General features: G+C 38.7%; 15 protein-coding genes. 7 read left to right on the forward strand and 8 right to left on the reverse strand.

All coding sequences use genetic code 11. From position 1 onward, the window contains the following. Window positions 1-31 precede the first annotated feature (31 nt). Window positions 32-718 carry a hypothetical protein gene (locus OK025_RS12805; RefSeq protein ID WP_317669735.1) on the forward strand — a complete coding sequence of 229 codons (687 nt, stop codon included), beginning with the start codon at window positions 32-34 and terminating at the stop codon, window positions 716-718. A gap of 5 nt (window positions 719-723) precedes the next feature. Here the strand turns inward: OK025_RS12805 and OK025_RS12810 are convergent, their stop codons facing one another. Both OK025_RS12810 and OK025_RS12815 read right to left on the reverse strand, forming a co-directional pair. Beyond that, entirely contained in the window at window positions 724-1,725 is a 1,002-nt protein-coding gene (locus OK025_RS12810) for a YihY/virulence factor BrkB family protein (RefSeq protein WP_317669736.1), read from the reverse strand. Between the two features lie 35 nt (window positions 1,726-1,760). After that, window positions 1,761-3,527, reverse strand: coding sequence for a long-chain fatty acid--CoA ligase (locus OK025_RS12815; RefSeq protein ID WP_317669737.1), 1,767 nt, complete (start codon window positions 3,525-3,527; stop codon window positions 1,761-1,763). 262 nt (window positions 3,528-3,789) lie between these two features. Between OK025_RS12815 and OK025_RS12820 the strand changes: the two genes are divergently transcribed. Then, window positions 3,790-4,290, forward strand: coding sequence for a hypothetical protein (locus OK025_RS12820; RefSeq protein ID WP_120333413.1), 501 nt, complete (start codon window positions 3,790-3,792; stop codon window positions 4,288-4,290). 53 nt (window positions 4,291-4,343) lie between these two features. On the opposite strand, the gene OK025_RS12825 is transcribed toward OK025_RS12820, so the two are convergent. Further along, window positions 4,344-6,089 (reverse strand): peptidase M61, encoded by a 1,746-nt coding sequence (locus tag OK025_RS12825; RefSeq protein WP_317669738.1) that lies wholly within the window; start codon window positions 6,087-6,089, stop codon window positions 4,344-4,346. 336 nt (window positions 6,090-6,425) lie between these two features. Between OK025_RS12825 and OK025_RS12830 the strand changes: the two genes are divergently transcribed. Together OK025_RS12830 and OK025_RS12835 are read left to right on the forward strand one after the other, a co-directional pair. After that, window positions 6,426-7,292, forward strand: coding sequence for an N-acetylglucosamine kinase (locus tag OK025_RS12830; protein WP_201667347.1), 867 nt, complete (start codon window positions 6,426-6,428; stop codon window positions 7,290-7,292). 11 nt (window positions 7,293-7,303) lie between these two features. Continuing rightward, on the forward strand, window positions 7,304-7,828 hold the full coding sequence (locus tag OK025_RS12835) for a glutathione peroxidase (RefSeq protein ID WP_075993996.1): 525 nt from the start codon (window positions 7,304-7,306) through the stop codon (window positions 7,826-7,828). Window positions 7,829-7,981: 153 nt separating this feature from the next. Here the strand turns inward: OK025_RS12835 and OK025_RS12840 are convergent, their stop codons facing one another. Next, window positions 7,982-9,118 carry a serine hydrolase gene (locus OK025_RS12840; RefSeq protein ID WP_317669739.1) on the reverse strand — a complete coding sequence of 379 codons (1,137 nt, stop codon included), beginning with the start codon at window positions 9,116-9,118 and terminating at the stop codon, window positions 7,982-7,984. A 226-nt stretch (window positions 9,119-9,344) separates the two neighbouring features. Between OK025_RS12840 and OK025_RS12845 the strand changes: the two genes are divergently transcribed. Beyond that, the gene (locus OK025_RS12845; protein ID WP_317669740.1) at window positions 9,345-11,861 is read left to right on the forward strand and encodes a TonB-dependent receptor; all 2,517 of its coding nucleotides are present in this window, start codon (window positions 9,345-9,347) and stop codon (window positions 11,859-11,861) included. 83 nt (window positions 11,862-11,944) lie between these two features. Here OK025_RS12845 and OK025_RS12850 read toward each other — a convergent pair whose 3' ends face one another. Beyond that, on the reverse strand, window positions 11,945-12,856 hold the full coding sequence (locus OK025_RS12850; protein ID WP_317669741.1) for a LysR family transcriptional regulator: 912 nt from the start codon (window positions 12,854-12,856) through the stop codon (window positions 11,945-11,947). 141 nt (window positions 12,857-12,997) lie between these two features. Here OK025_RS12850 and OK025_RS12855 point away from each other — a divergent pair, with 141 nt between their 5' ends. After that, on the forward strand, window positions 12,998-13,711 hold the full coding sequence (locus tag OK025_RS12855) for a class I SAM-dependent methyltransferase (RefSeq protein ID WP_317669742.1): 714 nt from the start codon (window positions 12,998-13,000) through the stop codon (window positions 13,709-13,711). A gap of 297 nt (window positions 13,712-14,008) precedes the next feature. Here the strand turns inward: OK025_RS12855 and OK025_RS12860 are convergent, their stop codons facing one another. From OK025_RS12860 to OK025_RS12870, 3 genes are read right to left on the reverse strand one after another with little or no spacing between them, the layout of a single operon-like run. Next, window positions 14,009-14,464, reverse strand: a complete 456-nt coding sequence (locus OK025_RS12860) for an NUDIX domain-containing protein (RefSeq protein WP_153847724.1) — start codon at window positions 14,462-14,464, stop codon at window positions 14,009-14,011. Window positions 14,465-14,502: 38 nt separating this feature from the next. Beyond that, on the reverse strand, window positions 14,503-15,249 hold the full coding sequence (locus OK025_RS12865; RefSeq protein ID WP_120333371.1) for a hypothetical protein: 747 nt from the start codon (window positions 15,247-15,249) through the stop codon (window positions 14,503-14,505). Window positions 15,250-15,301: 52 nt separating this feature from the next. Then, entirely contained in the window at window positions 15,302-16,492 is a 1,191-nt protein-coding gene (locus OK025_RS12870) for a DEAD/DEAH box helicase (protein ID WP_317669744.1), read from the reverse strand. Between the two features lie 227 nt (window positions 16,493-16,719). Between OK025_RS12870 and OK025_RS12875 the strand changes: the two genes are divergently transcribed. Then, complete coding sequence (locus OK025_RS12875; RefSeq protein WP_317669745.1) at window positions 16,720-19,134, forward strand: thiamine pyrophosphate-dependent enzyme; 2,415 nt, start codon at window positions 16,720-16,722, stop codon at window positions 19,132-19,134. The last annotated feature ends 21 nt before the right edge of the window (window positions 19,135-19,155 follow it).

Below are 19,155 nucleotides of genomic sequence, written 5' to 3' on the forward strand. Positions count from 1 at the left end.
ATTGTTGTTATTCAATATTGAACGCATTCAAATGAAACAATTCTTTTTTACTTTTCTTCTTTTTTCTTTGTGTTGGACTTTCGCGCGGGCTCAGGGCGGTGTTGATACGATACATTATCGAAAAGTTTACTATTGGGGTACAACGGGAATGGGCTTTCCGATCGGAAAAACCAAAGATATACTTTCGCCAAAGTTTTCTGGTAGTATTGGTTTGGATATCTCCCTGAAAAATCCAATGTTTTTCGTATCCCCCACACTTTATACACTTTCATTCAAGTATAAGCAGCGATTGGTCGATCCGAATTTTGAGTATCGTATCGAAGATGCAAATACCAATTTCTATACCCTTTCATTTTCGGGGGGCATTAGGAAGCAGATGCGATTATTGAATATCTATGGTTTTGTGGGGCCTGGTGTAGGATTGACGAGTGAGCCAAGGGCAAATGTACTCGCGGACCAAAAGCTTATTAAGATGGAAAATATAAATCACCTGAATTTCTCCAGCAAAATAGGTGCTGGGGCAGATTATAAATTTAACGGCTTCTTTTTAGGACTTGAGCTTGGTTATCTCCATAATTTTAGGAAGATACAGGATACTCCTGTGAATATTTTTACCGTTATGGTGGGATTGAAATCCGATATTACACAAATTGGGGATAAAGTCATCAATGTCATTGGCATCGATGGTTCCATTAGCGGTAAAAAAGAGAAAAAATAGACGGCTTATTTTAAGACCTGAATGGTGTCTCCAACATGCGCTTCGGCGTCGCTGCCTGTTTTTTTAACTTTTTCCGTTTGTTCAACCGCTACTGCAAATGTGGACGGAATAATGCCTGCACCAAATTTGATTGCATAAAATTTGGTGAATTCTGCTCCAAAGTACAGTATTGCAGCCGAATAGTAAATCCATAATAACATGACGATGATTGATCCCGCAGCTCCGTAAAAGCTTGCTGTGGAGGAAAGATTCAGATAGATTGAAATGCCGTACCGGCCTAACATAAAAAGTAAGCCTGTAAAGATAGCTCCACCAAGCATGTCCCTGAATTTTACTTTCGCATCCGGAAGGAAGGAAAAGATAAAGCCAAATAAAATGACAATGACCGAAAATGTGATACCTGTATTCACCCATGAAATGAGTGCAATCGGAATAAAAGGAAAATAAGTCATGACTAAATTGGTCACGGCAACGATAACTCCGTTGATCATGAGTGAGGCAATTAGTAAAAAACCAAGGGCGATGACGATGGAAAAAGAAATCAGCCTGTTGATGATTAATTTTAGCCATCCCTTTTTCGGTTTCGGTTTTACTTTCCAGATATTGTTTATTGAGTCCTGTATATCAACGAATAAGGTTGTTGAGGATAGAATCAATGTAACGATACCTATCATGATCCCCATATTAGATTTATTCTCGAAAGTTATCTTCTGAAGATAGGACTGGATCTGTGTGGTCACATCCTGACCAAAAAGAACCATGACTTCCTCCAGCACCTGATCCTGCGCTGAAGATCCACTTTGAAGATGTTCTCCATAGAAAAATCCAATACACCAGATAACAATCATAAGAAGTGGGCCGATGGAGAAGACGGTATAATAAGCCAATGAAGCACTCTTCTTCATACATTTGTCATCATTGAATCCATTAAAGGCATCAATTAAGACATGCCAAATGTTTTTCCAGTAGGCGAGTGTAAATAAGTCTCGTAGTGTAACGTGCTTCATAATAAGATGATCAGCTCCAATAATCGTGCAAATTGTTACTCCTGGTTTTGTTCCTGATACAATTTGTCGATTGCTCCTTCGTTCTCTTTTAAAATAATTTTTCGTTTTAGACTCAATTTTGGCGTCAATTGACCGTCGTTGATTGTCCATTCCTTTGGAAGAAGAATAAATTTCTTGACAATTTCCCAATGTCCAAAGTTAGTAGATAATCGGTTAATTTCTTCTTGATATTTTTGGATTACTTCCGGATTTTTGATTATTTCTTCGTTTGAACCGCTGGTAATACCTTTTTGGTTTGCCCATTTGGACAGCACATCAAATGCAGGAACAATCAAGGCTCCCGGAAATTTTCTATTTTCTCCAAAAACCATGACCTGTCCGATTAATGTAGACTCCATGAGTTTGTTTTCAATGGATTGGGGAGCGATATATTTACCACCTGCGGTCTTAAACATTTCCTTTTTTCGATCGGTTATTTTTAGGAAACCATCGGATGTAATTTCTCCAATATCGCCCGTTTTGAAAAAACCATTATCGTCAAAAGCTTCTTTTGTGGCTTCTTCATTTTTATAATAGCCTGTCGTGATACTAGGGCCCTTGACAAGAATCTCACCATCTGAAGCAATTTTAACTTCTAAGTTTTTCAGAGGTTTCCCTACAGTCCCAAATTTCAACCCATTGGGTAAGTAGGAGTTTACAGCAATAACCGGAGATGTTTCAGTCAGGCCGTACCCCTCAAGTACTTTAAGCCCAGCGGCCCAGAATACTCGCGCTAAACGCTCTTGAAGAGCTGCACCACCGGATACAATGATCTTAATATTTCCGCCAAGAGCTTCTTGCCATTTCGAAAATATCAGTTTTCTGGCGATCGCAAGTTTGAGCTTATAAAGCGGTCCATTATGCTCTGGTTCTTGAAATTTCAAACCAAGATCAACAGCCCAGAAGAAAATTTTCTTTTTTAATCCAGTTAAGGCTTTCCCTTTTTCAATAATCTTGTCGTATACTTTCTCCAGGACACGGGGTACGGTGGTGAATACATCCGGTTTGACATCGTTGATATCGGCAACAACATTGTCTAAGGTCTCGGAAAAATAGATCTGGATTCCTTTTGAATAGTACATATAGACCACCATGCGTTCAAAAATATGGCATAGCGGAAGAAAGCTTAGTGCTGTTTTGAAATCCGATCGGATGAGATGATTGCATGCCAAGACGTTGCTGTATACGTTTTTGTGGGACAGGTATACACCTTTAGGGCGTCCTGTGGTACCTGAAGTGTAGATCAGTGTTAATAGATCTTCTTCTGTAACAGCCTCTCGAAGTGGAGCTAGGTCAGTTGTGTCATCTTTTGCTGTTTCGATGAATGTTTTCAGCTGCGTATAATTCTCAATGGCATCAAATGTATACAGTTGTGGGTGTATACCGTGCTCTTTGATGGCTAGTTCAATACGGTCCGTCAATTCTCTGTTGCTGACAAATAGTACGTTGACATCCGAGTCATTTACAATAAACGAAAGATCCTGTGCGGATAAAGTAGGATAGAGGGGGACAGTTGCGAGACCGATTTGATTGCAGGCAAAATCAACTAAATTCCACTCGGGTCTGTTGCCGGACATGATTCCTACCCGATCACCTTTTTTGAGGCCTAATTGCAGTAACGCCCTGCTTAAGGTGTCAATTGCGTCGGTGTATTCTTTGGTAGAATATGTCTTCCACTGGCCATTTCCATCTCGCCCAGCTACCATGATGTCCTTTGCGTATTTTTCTTTATATAAGGTTATAAAGTCAAAAATTCTGCCCATATCACTTGAGTTTATTTGGTTACTACTACATGCTGTATTGACCTAAATATACAGAAATAAAGTTGGATAATTTGGGATTATTGTCATAACAAATTAAACATTGTTTCGTTATAGCTGTAATGGATATTTACCCTATCGAAAAGGTCCTTCGTAAGGGAAGTTCTGGTAAATAGTTTTTTATGTGCACTGCAATTATATTGCATATAAAAAGCAATTTATCTATGTTTGGAAAAATGTAAAGCAAAAAAAGCGTACGATTTTTATGAAAAAAATATTTTTGGCTGTCGGTGGAATGCTGATGTTTGGAGCATTATCCAATAGAGCTATGGCTCAGTTGGACAATAGAGGTGCTATTGGTGGACGATTCGGGTCTGCTCAGGGAATTACATATCGTCACACGCTTAACTCGGACCACGCATTGGAAGGTATTATGAGTATTCAGAGTAATTCTGATTTTCGCCGTTTCCGCGTTGTGGGCTTATATGAAATCTATAAACCATTGACTGCTGGGTTTAATTGGTATTATGGTTTTGGTGGTAGTATCGGTTCCTATAAGGAGAAAGACAAAATTATCGATGGTCAGCGTCATTCATTTGATTCACAGCTTAATCTCAGTATTGACGGTATCGTAGGTATTGAATATAATATTCCGCAGGCACCGTTTCAAATCTCATTGGATGTAAAACCTTATTTCGATTTTCTAAACGAATCCAGTATCAAATTATTTGATCCGATCGGTTTTTCGGTAAGATATAAATTTTAAAAAAAGAATAGCGGGATTTCCCGCTATTCTTTTTTAATGATAATACTTCCGTGTTAAGCCATCCAGATTTTACCTAGCAATTCCTGTAGAAAAGTTTGTTCTTTGAGCGGACGGATTTCGTATATCTTTTTATTGCTCTTTTTGATTTGAACAGGGATTTCCCGCACTAAACCATCTCGTGCCACCAGGAAGTTTAATATTTCCCCCTCTTTGGCATGTTGAACAATGAAATCAATTTCCTTGTCTTTAACATCGAGCCTGTTATTATTAATTGCAATCAGTTCGTCTTTTACACTTAATCCGGCATCATATGCACCAGAATATTTTTCCACTGTCGCTACCGAAATTAACCCATCCACTTTGTTGGTTGTAATGCCTAGTGTCAACGTGTTGTTATCAACATTGGTATCAACAATTTCATAACCGACTAGATTAAAATAATCGTTGTATTCCAGTTCTCCGTCCTGATGAGCAGCATCGAAAATATCGTCCAGCGAAGTGCCTGCGATACGTTCAGCAAGGCTTCTCAATTCGTTTTCTTCAAATCCACGATCAAGTTTTAGGTAGAACTCCTCATAAGCCTCGCGGATAACATCATCCAATTTTAGCCTACCTTCTGTAGCGGCAATAATTTTAATATCCAACAATGCTGTCAGCATTGCACCTTTGTTGTAATAGGAAATTCCTGAATTTATCGAATTTTCATCAGGCCGATAATATTTAATCCAGGTATCGAAGCTTGAGGCTGCTGCAGACTGTATCGTATGCCCAGGGCGGTTTAATACAATGTTGAAATCGTTGGCTAACAAAGCGAGGTACTCTTTTTCATCATAGAATCCACAGCGTTTAATAATTAAATTATCATAGTACGAAGTGAATCCTTCCATGATCCAGAGGCCTGTGGTATAGTTTTCGGCATCGTAATTAAACGGTCCTAATGCTTTTGGACGTAAGCGTTTCACATTCCATAGGTGAAAATACTCATGTGCAACGAGACTCAAATAGTTTTTGTAACTTGTCTCATTTAGATAGGCATTTCTCGAGGCTCCCAATACTGTTGAATTGAGATGTTCTAGACCTCCCCCTCCAGATTGGTAGTTGTGGGTAATAATGACATATCGCTCATTGGGGTTCGAACCCCAGATGCGGGTTTCCTCTTCGACGATACGTGTGATATCTTTCGTTAAGCGTTCTTTATCATAACTTCCGCCTCCGACCATGGCGCATTCATGTTCGACACCGGCAGCCTGGAATTTCCAGACATCCTGATTACCAGCCTCGATGGGCGTATCATATAATATGTCAAAATTTGGCGCATAAAACTTACGTTCTCCAATTTGTTCGAGTCCAGTTGATATACTTGCCCAAGAATCTTTTAATGCTATGCTGATTGTCGAAGGATTGTCTATGCGGCCGTCGATATGAAAGAAAGTTGCCGTAGGCACAATAAAAGCATGGTCACTATCGAAAAAGTTGGTACGCACAGAAACTTCAAAACCGTATACCGCGTAGATGACTTCGATCTGATCCAAAGATTCTGTGGGTATTCGCCAGGTGTTCTTTGAAATTTTCTGGTAGGCAATTGTATTTCCTGTTTTGTCAAATGATCGGAATCGTTCTACGTTTTTAGCATATTCACGAATTAAATAAGATCCAGGAGACCAGACCGGCATTTTTAGATCGACATAAGGCTGGTTGAGCTTTGCGATGCTCATTTTTACTTCGATATAATGAGCTTGTACTTCTGAAAATGATACCTCAAAATGTATTTCGGGTATACTGAAATGGTCACTGTCCATGAAAGATGATTTTAGTATGAGCTTACAAAATTAAAAGTATCGTACGCTTAACCAAACAAAAAAATAGATTGTTGGTTCTACAATTATGAATCAGCGTGCTCCGTCATTGCTCCTTCAGTAGAAAAAGAACAATGACGGGAAGCAGCTAATAGTACCCTCCAATATACATAAATTTATTTAAGAAATGAGGTGTTAATCGATAGGCATAATAGCTGCTTTGGATGAAATACCGGTTTTTATTGGACTGGGGAGATGAAGCAAAAAATCTGTTTTTTATCAGAATTTTTGCTAAGTTTGATACAGTAGTTTATAGGGGGAAAATAATCAAAAATTTGTATGATCTTAGTTGTTGATAGCGGCTCTTCAAAGTCGGATTGGAAGTTGGAATTGCCAGATAGTGCACCTATCTCGTTCAGTACAAATGGACTCAATCCTTTTTTTGTAAATGAAAAGGAAATCACACGTGTTATTAAGGAGATACCCGAAATTATTCCCTACGCCGATGAAGTTACGGAGTTGTATTTTTTTGGTGCAGGATGCATTACACCTGATCGTCGGGAAATGGTTTCAAATGCATTGACGCCCTTATTCGAAAATGCTTACATTTCTGTTGAGAATGATCTTTTTGGTAGTGCCTTAGCAACCTGTGGTAATAAAAAAGGTTATGTAGCGACATTAGGGACAGGTTCTGATTTGAGTTTTTTTGACGGAGAGGAGCTGATGCCATCGCATAATGGAAATGGCTATGTATTAGGTGATGAGGGATCGGGGGCATATTTTGGGAAAAATCTTGTTAGACTTTTTCTATATGGCCGTATGCCGAAAGATCTGAACGAAAAATTTGCGAACAAATACAGAATAAATAAAGAGATCGTCATCAAAAATGTTTATCAAAAAGAACGTCCAAATGCTTTCTTAGCATCGTTTGCACCGTTCATGTCCGATAATATTACCCATCCGTTTATTATTGATCTGGTAAAGAGTGGATTCGAAGAATTTGTTCAAGCTTCGATTTTGACCTATCCGGACTATAATAAATATGCCTGTCACTTTGTAGGCTCTATTGCTTATAGTTTTGATTTAATTTTACGGGAAGTCTGTGAAGCACATCAGATAAAGGTAGGTACCATTTTAAAATCTCCTATCAACGAGCTTTTTGATGCGGTACTGGAAAGAGAGAGTAATTCATTGTTAAGTCTTTAAAATAATTAGATATGATTATTGCAACTATTATGGTGTATATGTCAATGTTATTTGGCAATCCCAATTTTTATGATTTTAAGTTTACGACACTTGATGGGCAAGAAGTGAAAATGTCCGATTTCAAGGGAAAGAAAATATTGATCGTGAATACTGCCTCAAAATGTGGTTTCACAAAACAGTACAAAGATCTGGAGGAATTGCACAAAACCTTTGGCGATAAGCTCGTCATTATTGGCTTTCCGGCAAATAATTTTGGACAACAGGAACCGGGTTCAAATGCGCAGATTCAAGAGTTTTGTGAACAAAATTATGGTGTTGATTTTCTAATGGCCGAAAAGGTCGATGTGAAAGGAGATCAAATATCACCGCTGTTTAAGTATTTGACCGCTCAGGAAAACCCCGATTTTAAAGGTGAAATCAAATGGAACTTTGAAAAGTTTTTGATCGATGAGAACGGTAAACTTGTACATCGCTTCCGTTCAGCGACGAATCCGCTGGATCCGGCTATTGTAAACTGGGTAGAAAACAAGAAATAGTAAAAATAACAAAATAAAAAAGCTGCAAAATCTGCAGCTTTTTTATTTTGTTTATTGTCCAGTCGATCCGAGGGCCTCTGGTTTCCCCATAAAGCTTAGCGACAAGGTTATAGTTTATGGGTTCGCTTTTGTTTACTTGATGTAAGTTGTTGCCTATTTGATATATGCATCGTACAAGGCTCCTATACAGTCTTTAAGCAAAGGGTTGAAGTCATCGCTATCGGGGATATTGCAGCCATTAGTTATCACAATAAACCCATATTTTTTCTTTGGATTGAAAAACAGAGCACTATACAGTCCATATGCCGAACCGGTATGTCCTGTCAGCGTAACACCGGGGACAATTTTTGCATTGTTCATAATCGCTAACCCATAGCCTGATTCTTTATTTACAGCTGTCTGCATAATCTTCGCATATTTTTTACTGATGATGTTTTTTCCCTGACTATGGCCGTAGTTCATGTGCATCATCATGTATCTGGCTAAATCTAAGGCAGATATTTTCATTCCACCTGTCGGAGAAAGCACAGGAGTGCTATACCCCAGGATGTATTGATTGAGTTCTTCCCGACGTGGATTATAGGCACTCGGCTCTTCATGAGGATTTCCCTTTTCATCAAAGGCATATAACGGTACAAATCTTCTCTGGTCCAAAGAGTCGATACAATAACCACCATATAGGTTGAGCGGTTTGAGGATATGGTTAACAATGTAGCTGTCGACACGTGTATTGGTCAGTTTCTCCAGAACGGCACCAGCCATATTAAAATTGAGATTACAATATTGGTATTGTGTGCCGGGTTCATAAAGATTGTAGGAATCTTTCCAATTTGGGTTTTTGGATGGATTGATGACATCAAGGTTGAAGTAACCATTTTTATCATTGACGCTGGACGTATGGGAAAGGATCATCCGGAGTGTTATCTTTTTTCCTGGATAATTGGGGTTTCTGATTGGAAAACCTATCAAATCCCCAAAGTCGTCGTCTAACTTGCATCGGCCATCTGCTATTAATTGCATTAATGATGTTGCAGTGAATGACTTTGAAATAGAAGCAATTCTAAAGAGGTCATTTTCTCCAAGGGCCGTTTTGGTTTCCAAGTTTTTGTAACCATAATTTTTGTGATACTTAATTTTATTGTTTTTGACGACGACCACACTGAGCCCGACAGCATTATAACGACGCATAATTGCTGTGAGATCATGATCAACCTGTGTTTGCTGACCCAGCAAAAATGTGGGAAAGAATAAAAAAATAAAAGCGGAGAGTAGGAGCTTAGGCGTTCTCATTGAATTGATTAGTTAGGATGTTAGTTATGGCATAAATGTAAGGAAATCCTTACGATTAATAGAAATAGTTACAGTGAATCCTTGCAATATATAATAGATGCTACGAAGTTGAATCATTCATATATTATAATTATAAGCTATTTTTATTTAAAACTATTCTAAACAATAAAATAATATCGTATGTTTGCGCCGACAAATAATTTTTACGAACTCACATTTTATTAACATGAGAAGAACTTTTCTGGGACTTGTTTTAAGTCTGGGATTGGTAGGAGCAATTCATTTGGATGCATCGGCGCAAAGTAAAGGGATACATGGCCGTGTTAAAACCAAAGATGGTGCACCAATTGAATCGGCTACAGTAACCATAGTTTCTTTAGGTAGGTCTACTTCGACTTCCGGTGATGGAAGTTTCCATTTTTCTAATCTTCCAGATGGAACCTATACTATTCGGATCAAAAGTATCGGAAATGGAGCTGAAGAGCGTACTATCGAGGTTAAAAATGGAAAGGCAACAGCCATTAATGTTTCTTTGAATATTTCTGAATCTCAATTGGAACAAGTGGAAGTGGTAGGTTACAACTCGCATAACAGTAAAACAGTCCATGTCGGTAAAGCAGGTATTATTGATCGGGATTTGCCGCAGAGTGTACAAATTATAAACGAACAGGTTATTGCAGATCAACAGGTTAATCGCCTGAGTGATGCGCTAAAAAATGCAAACGGTGTCGCGATGGGAGCAAATCGCGGTGGGGTCAACGAAAATTTTTACGCAAGGGGCTATAGCTTAGGCGGGAATAATATATTTAAAAATGGTGCACGAACCAACAATGGAGGTTCGATTGAGGCGAGCACCTTGGAATCTGTAGAGATTTTAAAAGGAAGTTCTGCTTTGTTATATGGGGGTGTATCTGGTGGGGCCGTTGTAAATCTGGTTACGAAAAAGCCTAAATTTTATTATGGAGGCGAGGCTTCGATGCGCGTAGGAAGTTATGACTTCTATAAACCAACAGTAGATGTATATGGCCCAATTTCCAATAAGGTTGCATTCCGCGTTATCGGAACTTATGAAAAAGCGGGCAGCTTTAGGGATCAGGTCACATCAAAACGTACTTATGTAAATCCTTCTGTTTTATATAAAATATCCGATAAAACTGATCTCAACTTTACATTCGATTACTTAAAAAGTGATTTTACTCCGGACTTTGGAATGGGAACTGTGGATGGAAAGTTGAATAATGAAGTTGGCAGAAACACTTTTATGAATGTGCCTTTTGCTTTCAACAGAACAAATACCTCAAACGGGCAGATCAATTTGAACCATAAGTTTAATGATTCATGGAATTTAAACGCAATAGCAAGTTACCAAACATACGACCGTGATTATTATGGATCAGATCGGATTCAAGCAAATAAAAATGGAATTGCACCGCGGAGTTTAACCCGGTCCAAATCAAATGAGTTTACGGCCAATCAGCAATTGAATCTAACCGGAACTGTAAAAACAGGATCCATCAAGCATAAGATCTTGGTGGGAGCAGATGCCGATCAATCGCATTCAAATGCGTATGCCTATAAAATTGATGCATCTAAAAATGTGGGTGGCGTATACGATTCAATTTATGTCTTTAATCCCTCGCAAACTGCGCAGCATTTGGTTTCGGGAAATGGACTTCGGACAGATATTCCACAAGCGGATCTATTGACGAAAACAACGACAGATATCTTCCGTTATGGTGCGTTTTTTCAGGACTTAATAGAAGTTACTGAACAATTTAAAGTATTGGCAGGTATTCGCTACACGTATCAGCGTACACCGAATTCAGAAAAGTATACTTATGCGACGAATCAATCGGAAGAGATTATTAATCTAGATGGTCAAAAAAATCCGATCGGAGCAAAAGTCGACAAAGCATGGTCGCCTAAATTTGGATTGATCTATCAGCCGATCCGCTCATCAAGTGTCTATGTTACTTATGCAAATAACTTTACATCGAATTCGGGATACGATGTAAATTATCAACCGTTGGCTCCCTCCATCATCGATCAGTACGAAGCAGGTGTGAAAAATGACTTTTTCAATGGTAGGTTATCCGCAAATGTTGCTTGGTATAGAATTAACAACAATCGCTTTGCCCAACAATTATTGGTACTTCCGAATGGAACAAGCAATAGCGATGCAAATATGAAAGAATTTTCTGGAAAGACGGCTTCAAGCGGATTGGAAGTTGATGTTACTGGAACCTTACTTCCAGGATTGAATGTTATCGCCGGTTATTCCTACAATTATATGCGTTATACCGAAACCAATCCAATTTCAAGTTATACAACCATCGTTGATGGTAAGGAGAAAGTGACTGAAATCTCTGGAAACGAAGAAAATGTACGTTTGGTAGGAACTACAGCACATACGGCTAATGGAACCGTGTTTTATACCATTCAAAACGGGGCTGTTAAGGGACTGAAGTTAGGTTTTTCCGCATTTTATACAGGTCGACGGAATGCAGGTTGGAATAATACAAAGATCAACGTACGCGATGGTCTTAATCGTTTGATCTCCGTTAGTCCATTTACAACCATAGATTTCTCCGCTGGTTATGCTTATAAAAACTGGAGTATTTTGGGTAAATTATCCAATATCACCAACGCGTTTAACTATTATATCCATGAAAACTATAGTGTGAATCCTATTCCACCGCGTAGTTTTATGGCAACTCTAGCATATAAATTTGAGAAGAGGTAATACCGCTCTTCTACCCATAAAAAAAACGGAGTCAGCAACATGCTGACTCCGTTTTTTATGCTGGAATTTCAATCGATGCCACTTTAGGACGCATTAAAATCAAGATACTCTTTCTGGATACAGGCGATAAATTCGCCTAATGCACTGTTTTTACTTTTTACATTAGAGACCAGGATCACTTCTGTTTTGCTATCCATATCTTCAAGCTTCATGATTTTTAGGTTTAAATGCGGGTATTGTTTGATGGTGGACGAAGGGACGACTGCCAGGCCCAAGCCTTGTGACACCAACTCAAGGATGGAAGACATCGAATTGCTCTGATGTACAATTTTGGGTTCAAAGCCCATGCGATTACAGATATTAATAACAAGTCGGTGGTATTCCGATGCGTATTTCTGATTGAAAGAAATGAAACTTTCATTAAAAAAGTTGATCGCATTAAATTCCACCTGTGACTGACCTACAATAACCATAGGGTCTTCGAAAAGGGGAGTGGTAAGCAATTCACTTGAATAAATTGGAGCACGCATAATACCCAGATCCAATTTTCCGTTTTCGAGCGCCAATTTTTGTTTCTGCGTCGATGTTTCGAAAAGACTAACTCTTAAGTATGGAAATTTCAATTGAATTTGCTTTAATACCGTAGCAAGCATTTTCTTAGGTGTCGAACTGATATAACCCAGTTTGAATTCTCCAGAGATATTGTTGTGGATCTGTTTGGTGATTGTTTTGCTGTGTTCGATATTCTGTAGGATCTCCACAACCTCCTCCAAAAAGTATTTACCTGCTTCCGTTAGCTCGACGCGTTTGTTGGTTCGGAAGAAAAGAATAACACCTAATTCGTCTTCTAGATCTTTAATCTGCCGGCTTAATGGTGGCTGGGACATAAATAAGCGTTCTGCTGCTCGGCCAAAATGAAGCTCCTCGGCTACTGTTTTGAAATAAATGAGATGTCGGATTTCCATCGATACTTTTTTGGTATGAATTGATGACAAAATAAATATTTTTAATGAATTCCAGTTAGTCCTACCTTTAAATTATTAAAAATTAATGGATGAAATACCGCCGACCAGACAGTGTAAGATACTGCTGTGCGGGGGAATCTATCTGAACTTTAGGGAATAAACAATTTACAAATGAACAAAGCGACGCTACAAGAGATTGAAACACGGTTTGACAATGATGTCGAGCGGTTCTCAAATTTAGAAACAGGGCAAGCAACCACATTGGATGCTGTATGGAACATGGAGCTTATTACGGACGCTATTGTCAGTCTTTATCCAAACGCTCAAAATATATTGGACATTGGATGCGGAGCTGGTAATTACGACGTAAAACTATTGCAAAAATTGAAGTCTAATCCAAATGTTAGTCTGTTGGACCTGAGCCAGCCTATGTTAAATAGAGCAAAGGAACGCGTTGGAAAATTAACCAACGGAGAAATTCAGTTGATTAAAGGTGACTTTCGTGCCGCAGCTTTAGAGGAAAACAAATTTGATGTCATTATCGCAACATCCGTTTTACATCATCTTCGAGATGATAAAGATTGGGAAAATGCGTTTAGCAAGCTGTTCCGCCTATTGAGAACGGGAGGAAGTCTGTGGATTTTTGATTTGATTGAGCAAAATAATGAACAGCTTCAAAAATTAATTTACAGGGAAAAATATGGTGAATACTTAACTAACCTGAAGGATGAGCAGTATCGTGATCATGTTTTTGACTATATCGAACATGAGGATACGCCAAGATCGCTGATCTATCAAGTAAACTTATTGACACAAGTTGGCTTTAAAAATGTTGATGTTCTACACAAAAATCTTTGTTTTGCTTCTTATATGGGATTCAAATAAGGGCTGGAAAACGAGTGTCAAATAAATAAGGCGATACGGGGAGTATCGCCATAAAATCACACTAACTATTAAAAAACCTATAGGACTAGGAATTTACAAATTCAATAAACCAATGTATGCTCCATCCCACGCTTCTCTACTTTTATTCCTCGTCACATGCGAGATGTCAAATAAATAATAAAATGTAATTATTAAGGTCAATACTTTAAAAAAATCAAGTATTTCCATTGGTTTACGTAAAGATATGTCTTTATTTTTTAAATACAAATAAAAATGATGAAAATTGAAAAATTATTATTATTTGACTGTTTTTAAGAATTCTTCCCAGGCGATTTGATCTGTTTTGAAGGTCAAATCTTCCGTTAATACCGATTCAATTGGTACCCATCGAAAAGATTGGAGCTTATTATCTTCAGGTTTCTGATCAGGATCGAAATCAAAAGCTTTGGTAGTCGTTCTGATCTGAATAGCTGAGGTATTCTTTACCTGATAGTAAATCGATATGATTTGGCTATCGTTAAAGCTTGATTTCTCATAAAAGTCTGTGGTGTAAATATGTTTAACCACAGCAATGTCAAAATCACATTCTTCCTGATACTCACGGATCAAAGCATCCAATAAGCCTTCCCCGTATTCTAAGCCCCCACCAGGGAATTTGGTAAATGAAACATTTTCCGTTCTTTCGTCGCTGATCAATACCTCTTGATTTTCATTGATCAATATTCCGTACACTCTTACGTTAAATGGAAACATGGGTTAATTATGTTTGTATATATTTAGTTTCTGTTTTTTTACAGTGGCATAAAACCATTGTCTACTGCAAATTCATCCAATCCGATATAGGAATAATGTCTGGGAAGAAACCAGCCTATTGCTTCCATGATATTGGTAAATTCTTTTTCAGTCCTGAATTGATTTGCAACGATATTGAATGCCAAATCTTGTGAAGCATTTTCTTCATCTTTATAATTACGGGCTAGGAGCATAACCTTTGTGTTCTTTACGCCATAATAATCCAAAAATTCACGTAATTGGGTGCGGACAGCCTGTGGAAGAATGGTCTCGGCAGGTTGCCCCACTAATATTTCTTCATCTTTGCCTATAATCGTTTGCTCATTTTTCTTAGAGAAAACACTATCATCTGTATAAAACTCTCCATTTAAAAAGTAGTTAACTAAGTCGCCATAGGTGAATACCCAATCAGGGTTTTCATTTTGTGTATTGATAGCAATTCCAAAACCTTTTGGCAACACGAAATCCTTTAGCCGATTTTTAATGACAAAAGCCTGAAAGTTCTGATCCTTCGGAACACTTTCGAGTTGAAAATAGGGAAATCCGTCAGGCCCAACAACCACTTCTGTTTCTGCTAATTTTAAGGTACATTCAGCAATATTAGCCAGAAATATATCACGCCACTCTTCATCCCGCTCTTCAAAGGGAACTTCCATCAGGCTATTTATTATAATCGTTTTTTCAAGGTCTCCCAATCGATTATCATTCGCATTGTTGCTATCGTCAAATAAATGTATTGTATTCATCTCGGATTGTGATTTTTTGATTTGCTGGTAAAAGTAAAAGAATATTTATTAATTAACGACGTTTTCTTGATTTCGAAGCGCCTTTTCGTTGATTGTTTTGGCTACTGGAAAGCATTTTCTCCCAGCTCAATAAATAAGGATGTTGATCATCAATTTTAATTTGCCGTTTTAAGGATAACTGTAATTTTATCCACTTTTCATTGTCCTCTGCATCGCAAAAGGTAAACGCCTTTCCCGCCGCTTCCGAACGGCCTGTTCGCCCAATTCGATGCGTATACAGCTCGGGGCTATCTGGAATCTCGTAGTTTATGATAGCCTCTAAGTCTGGAAAATCTACACCTCGCGCCAAGAGGTCTGTCGCAATTAATACACGTACCTCTTTTCGTCTGAACTTATCAATAATCTCTTCTCGTTTTTGCTGTGATTTATCGCCATATAATGCCGAGCAAGAAATGCCGTGTCGATCTAGATCTGTTGCGATCCGTTCGACTGCATGAACTGTTCGCGTGAAAACAATTACCTGCCGTGAAACACGGTTTTCAAGGAGATAACGGAGAAGATTCTTTTTATCATTTTTATCGACATAGAGTACAGATTCTTCTATTTGGCCTTTTTTGGCCTTTGCTTCTAGGTTGATCTCGACAGGGTTACTTAATCTCTTTCGAACAATTTTTTCGATTTCAAGGGTTTTCGTTGCTGAACTGAAAATGGTTTGTCTCTCAGCGGGCAATGCGCCAATAATTTTATTGAGTTCTTTCGTGAAACCAAGATCCAACAATTGATCGAATTCATCGATCACCAATGTGTCTATCGTTTTTAGATCGATAATACCTTGTTCAATGAAATCCAACAAACGTCCAGGAGTAGCCAAGATCATCTGTGCATTTGGATAAACTTCAAGTTGACTTTCATAAGTACCCCCACCATAGAAACTAGCTATAGTCAAACCCATACCATCGATAAGGCCCGATATGCGCTGTTTGGTCTGTATACAGAGTTCCCGTGTAGGAAGAAGTATCAGGACCGATAAGTGGTCTGCGGTAATCTTGGTTCGTAAGCGCTGAATAATAGGGATGGCGAAAGCCTCCGTTTTTCCCGTGCCGGTTGGGGCAATCGCCAAACAGTCTCTACCTTCCAAAATGGCAGGGATCGCTATTTCTTGAATAGGTGTAAGCGAAGAAAGCTTTTGTTTTTCAAGATTAGCGACAAGGATTTTATCGAGTTTAAGTGCTGAAAAATTCAAAATAATGAATGTAAAACCCAAAAATAAAAATTAAAAAGGACAATGGTGTTTTTGCCCGCTTATAGGAATTAAAAATCTGTAAAAATTAGGATTTTTTGTCAAAAAGTACTAATTTGAGAAATTAGAATATTCTATTTCAAATCTGAGTTATTGATTATCAATTTATTTGATAAACACCAATTATATAGAATAATATTTTTGTTAAATTTGTTGAAACAAAAAAGAATATGTTTGATACTGCATTTGACCAAAACAATGAATCTATTTCCACTTTGAGCTTTGACGAGTTCAAAAAGATTATTGTGAATGATTATCGAACTGCCTTAGAAAGTCGTTACGTGAGTTTATTGGGACGTAAAGAAGTGCTTACAGGTAAGGCTAAGTTTGGTATTTTTGGCGATGGAAAAGAATTGGCACAAATCGCGATGGCTAAAGTTTTCAGAAATGGGGACTGGCGGTCGGGATATTACCGTGACCAAACATTTATATTTGCTTCTGGCATCAGTGATGTCTACCATTTTTTCTCTCAATTATATGCCCATCCCGATGTCGAGGCAGATCCTTCTTCTGCAGGAAGGCAAATGAACTGTCATTTTTCGACTCGTGTTGTGGACGACCAAGGGAACTGGTTGGATCAAATGGTTCAGAAAAACTCGTTTTCAGATATTTCGACCACCGGTGGTCAGATGGCAAGGTTGCTGGGCTTGGGCTTGGCTTCTAAGTTGTATAAGCAGAATAGAAATTTAGACTACCTATCTTATTTTTCAAATAAAGGAAATGAAGTTGCATTCTGTACTATCGGAAATGCAGCGACTTCTGAAGGTGTATTTTTTGAAGTTATTAATGCCGTAGGTGTTCATCAGATTCCAACAGTGATTTCTATTTGGGATGATGGATATGGGATATCTGTGCCCAATGAAATTCAAACAACAAAGGGAGATATCTCAGAAGTCCTCAAAGGTTTTCAGAAGGAAGAACTGACAAACGGAATTGAGATATTCAAAGTGAGAGGATGGGATTATGCGGGTTTATGTGAAACGTACGAGCAGGCTGCCCATATTGCTCGCGAGAAACATATTCCATGTTTGATTCATGTGACCGAATTGACGCAGCCTCAAGGACATTCTTCTTCAGGTTCACACGAACGGTATAAATCGCAAGAACGATTGCAATGGGAAACTGACTTCGATTGTATAGCGAAAATGAAAGAATGGATCTTAAGTTCTGGTATTGCTACCATAGCGGAATTGGATCAATTGGATCAACATGCCAAAGACCATGTTCGTCAAGAACAAAAACGAGCTTGGGCCGATTATATTAAAACATTGAGCATCGAAGCTAGGGAAGCCATTGATTTACTTCAGGGCATTCCCAATGAGCGGGCTGATTTTGCGTCAAAGAAATTGCAATCGATGGTTGAGCCTTCTTTGAAAGAGGTTTACGGCCAGGTTCGCAAGGTATTGCACGAGCTAAAAGGTCAGCATAGCGATGGGCGCCAGCAATTATTAAATTGGTATAAAGAGAAGCAGGAACTGAATGAGAAACGTTATAATTCAAAATTATTTACAGATGGTGTTGATTCACCTGCTCATGTGACGGTCGTACCTGCAGTCTACAGTGAAGAAGCTAAAGTGGTGGATGGACGTGAGGTTTTGAATCTATGTTTTGAAGAGAACTTTAGACGTGACGAAAGACTGTTAGCATTTGGAGAGGATGTCGGTAAGATTGGAGATGTGAATCAAGGTTTTGCAGGTTTACAAGAAAAGCTTGGTGCGCATCGTGTATTTGATACCGGTATTCGGGAGAATTCAATTATAGGAAAAGGACTGGGTTTGGCAATCCGTGGACTTCGTCCAATTGCTGAGATCCAATACCTGGATTACCTAATCTATGGTATTACGGTCGCAAGTGATGATTTGGCTAGTTTAAGTTACCGCACCTTTGCTGGTCAGAAAGCACCATTAATTATTCGTACACGGGGTCATCGATTGGAAGGTATATGGCATTCGGGCTCGCCTATGTCGGTAATTTTAGGATCCTTGAGAGGTTTGCATGTATGTGTGCCGCGTAATATGACACAGGCAGCGGGTATGTATAATACGCTGTTCCGCTCTGACGAACCGGCTATTGTTGTCGAATGTTTGAATGGGTATCGTCTAAAAGAGCGTCTACCAGAAAACGTTGGTGAATTTACGGTACCAATCGGTTATGCCGAATGTGTTAAAGAGGGAAGCGATATTACTGTAGTATCCTATGGTTCAACTTTACGTGTTGTTGAAGAAGCGGCCGTGGAACTGGAGCGCTTGGGGATATTCATCGAAATTATTGATGCACAGACATTGCAGCCTTTTGACAAAGGAAAACTTTGCGCCGAATCGCTGAAGAAAACAAATAAACTACTTATTGTAGATGAGGATGTGCCAGGTGGGGCTTCAGCTTTCATCTTACAAGAGATCTTAGAGAAGCAAAATGGCTACTATCTATTGGATAGTCAGCCGAGAACACTGACTGCAAAAGCACATCGCCCACCATATGGTTCCGACGGGGATTATTTCTCGAAGCCATCTTCTGACGATGTTGTCGAGACGGTGTATGCCATTATGCATGAAGCTAATCCAGAAAAATATCCATCTATGTTTTAATAGATGGATATCTTTTTTTGT

Origin of the sequence: Sphingobacterium sp. UGAL515B_05 (assembly GCF_033097525.1) — a bacterium.
Classification (GTDB): Bacteria; Bacteroidota; Bacteroidia; order Sphingobacteriales; family Sphingobacteriaceae; genus Sphingobacterium.

What these genes read in the sequence shown, in the direction of transcription:
- OK025_RS12835 (WP_075993996.1), top strand. Translation starts at nt 7,304, where the DNA reads ATGATTATTGCAACTATTATGGTGTATATGTCAATGTTATTTGGCAAT.
- OK025_RS12805 (WP_317669735.1), top strand. Translation starts at nt 32, where the DNA reads ATGAAACAATTCTTTTTTACTTTTCTTCTTTTTTCTTTGTGTTGGACT.
- OK025_RS12840 (WP_317669739.1), bottom strand. Translation starts at nt 9,118, where the DNA reads ATGAGAACGCCTAAGCTCCTACTCTCCGCTTTTATTTTTTTATTCTTT.
- OK025_RS12875 (WP_317669745.1), top strand. Translation starts at nt 16,720, where the DNA reads ATGTTTGATACTGCATTTGACCAAAACAATGAATCTATTTCCACTTTG.
- OK025_RS12830 (WP_201667347.1), top strand. Translation starts at nt 6,426, where the DNA reads ATGATCTTAGTTGTTGATAGCGGCTCTTCAAAGTCGGATTGGAAGTTG.
- OK025_RS12845 (WP_317669740.1), top strand. Translation starts at nt 9,345, where the DNA reads ATGAGAAGAACTTTTCTGGGACTTGTTTTAAGTCTGGGATTGGTAGGA.
- OK025_RS12855 (WP_317669742.1), top strand. Translation starts at nt 12,998, where the DNA reads ATGAACAAAGCGACGCTACAAGAGATTGAAACACGGTTTGACAATGAT.
- OK025_RS12810 (WP_317669736.1), bottom strand. Translation starts at nt 1,725, where the DNA reads ATGAAGCACGTTACACTACGAGACTTATTTACACTCGCCTACTGGAAA.
- OK025_RS12815 (WP_317669737.1), bottom strand. Translation starts at nt 3,527, where the DNA reads ATGGGCAGAATTTTTGACTTTATAACCTTATATAAAGAAAAATACGCA.
- OK025_RS12860 (WP_153847724.1), bottom strand. Translation starts at nt 14,464, where the DNA reads ATGTTTCCATTTAACGTAAGAGTGTACGGAATATTGATCAATGAAAAT.
- OK025_RS12865 (WP_120333371.1), bottom strand. Translation starts at nt 15,249, where the DNA reads ATGAATACAATACATTTATTTGACGATAGCAACAATGCGAATGATAAT.
- OK025_RS12825 (WP_317669738.1), bottom strand. Translation starts at nt 6,089, where the DNA reads ATGGACAGTGACCATTTCAGTATACCCGAAATACATTTTGAGGTATCA.
- OK025_RS12820 (WP_120333413.1), top strand. Translation starts at nt 3,790, where the DNA reads ATGAAAAAAATATTTTTGGCTGTCGGTGGAATGCTGATGTTTGGAGCA.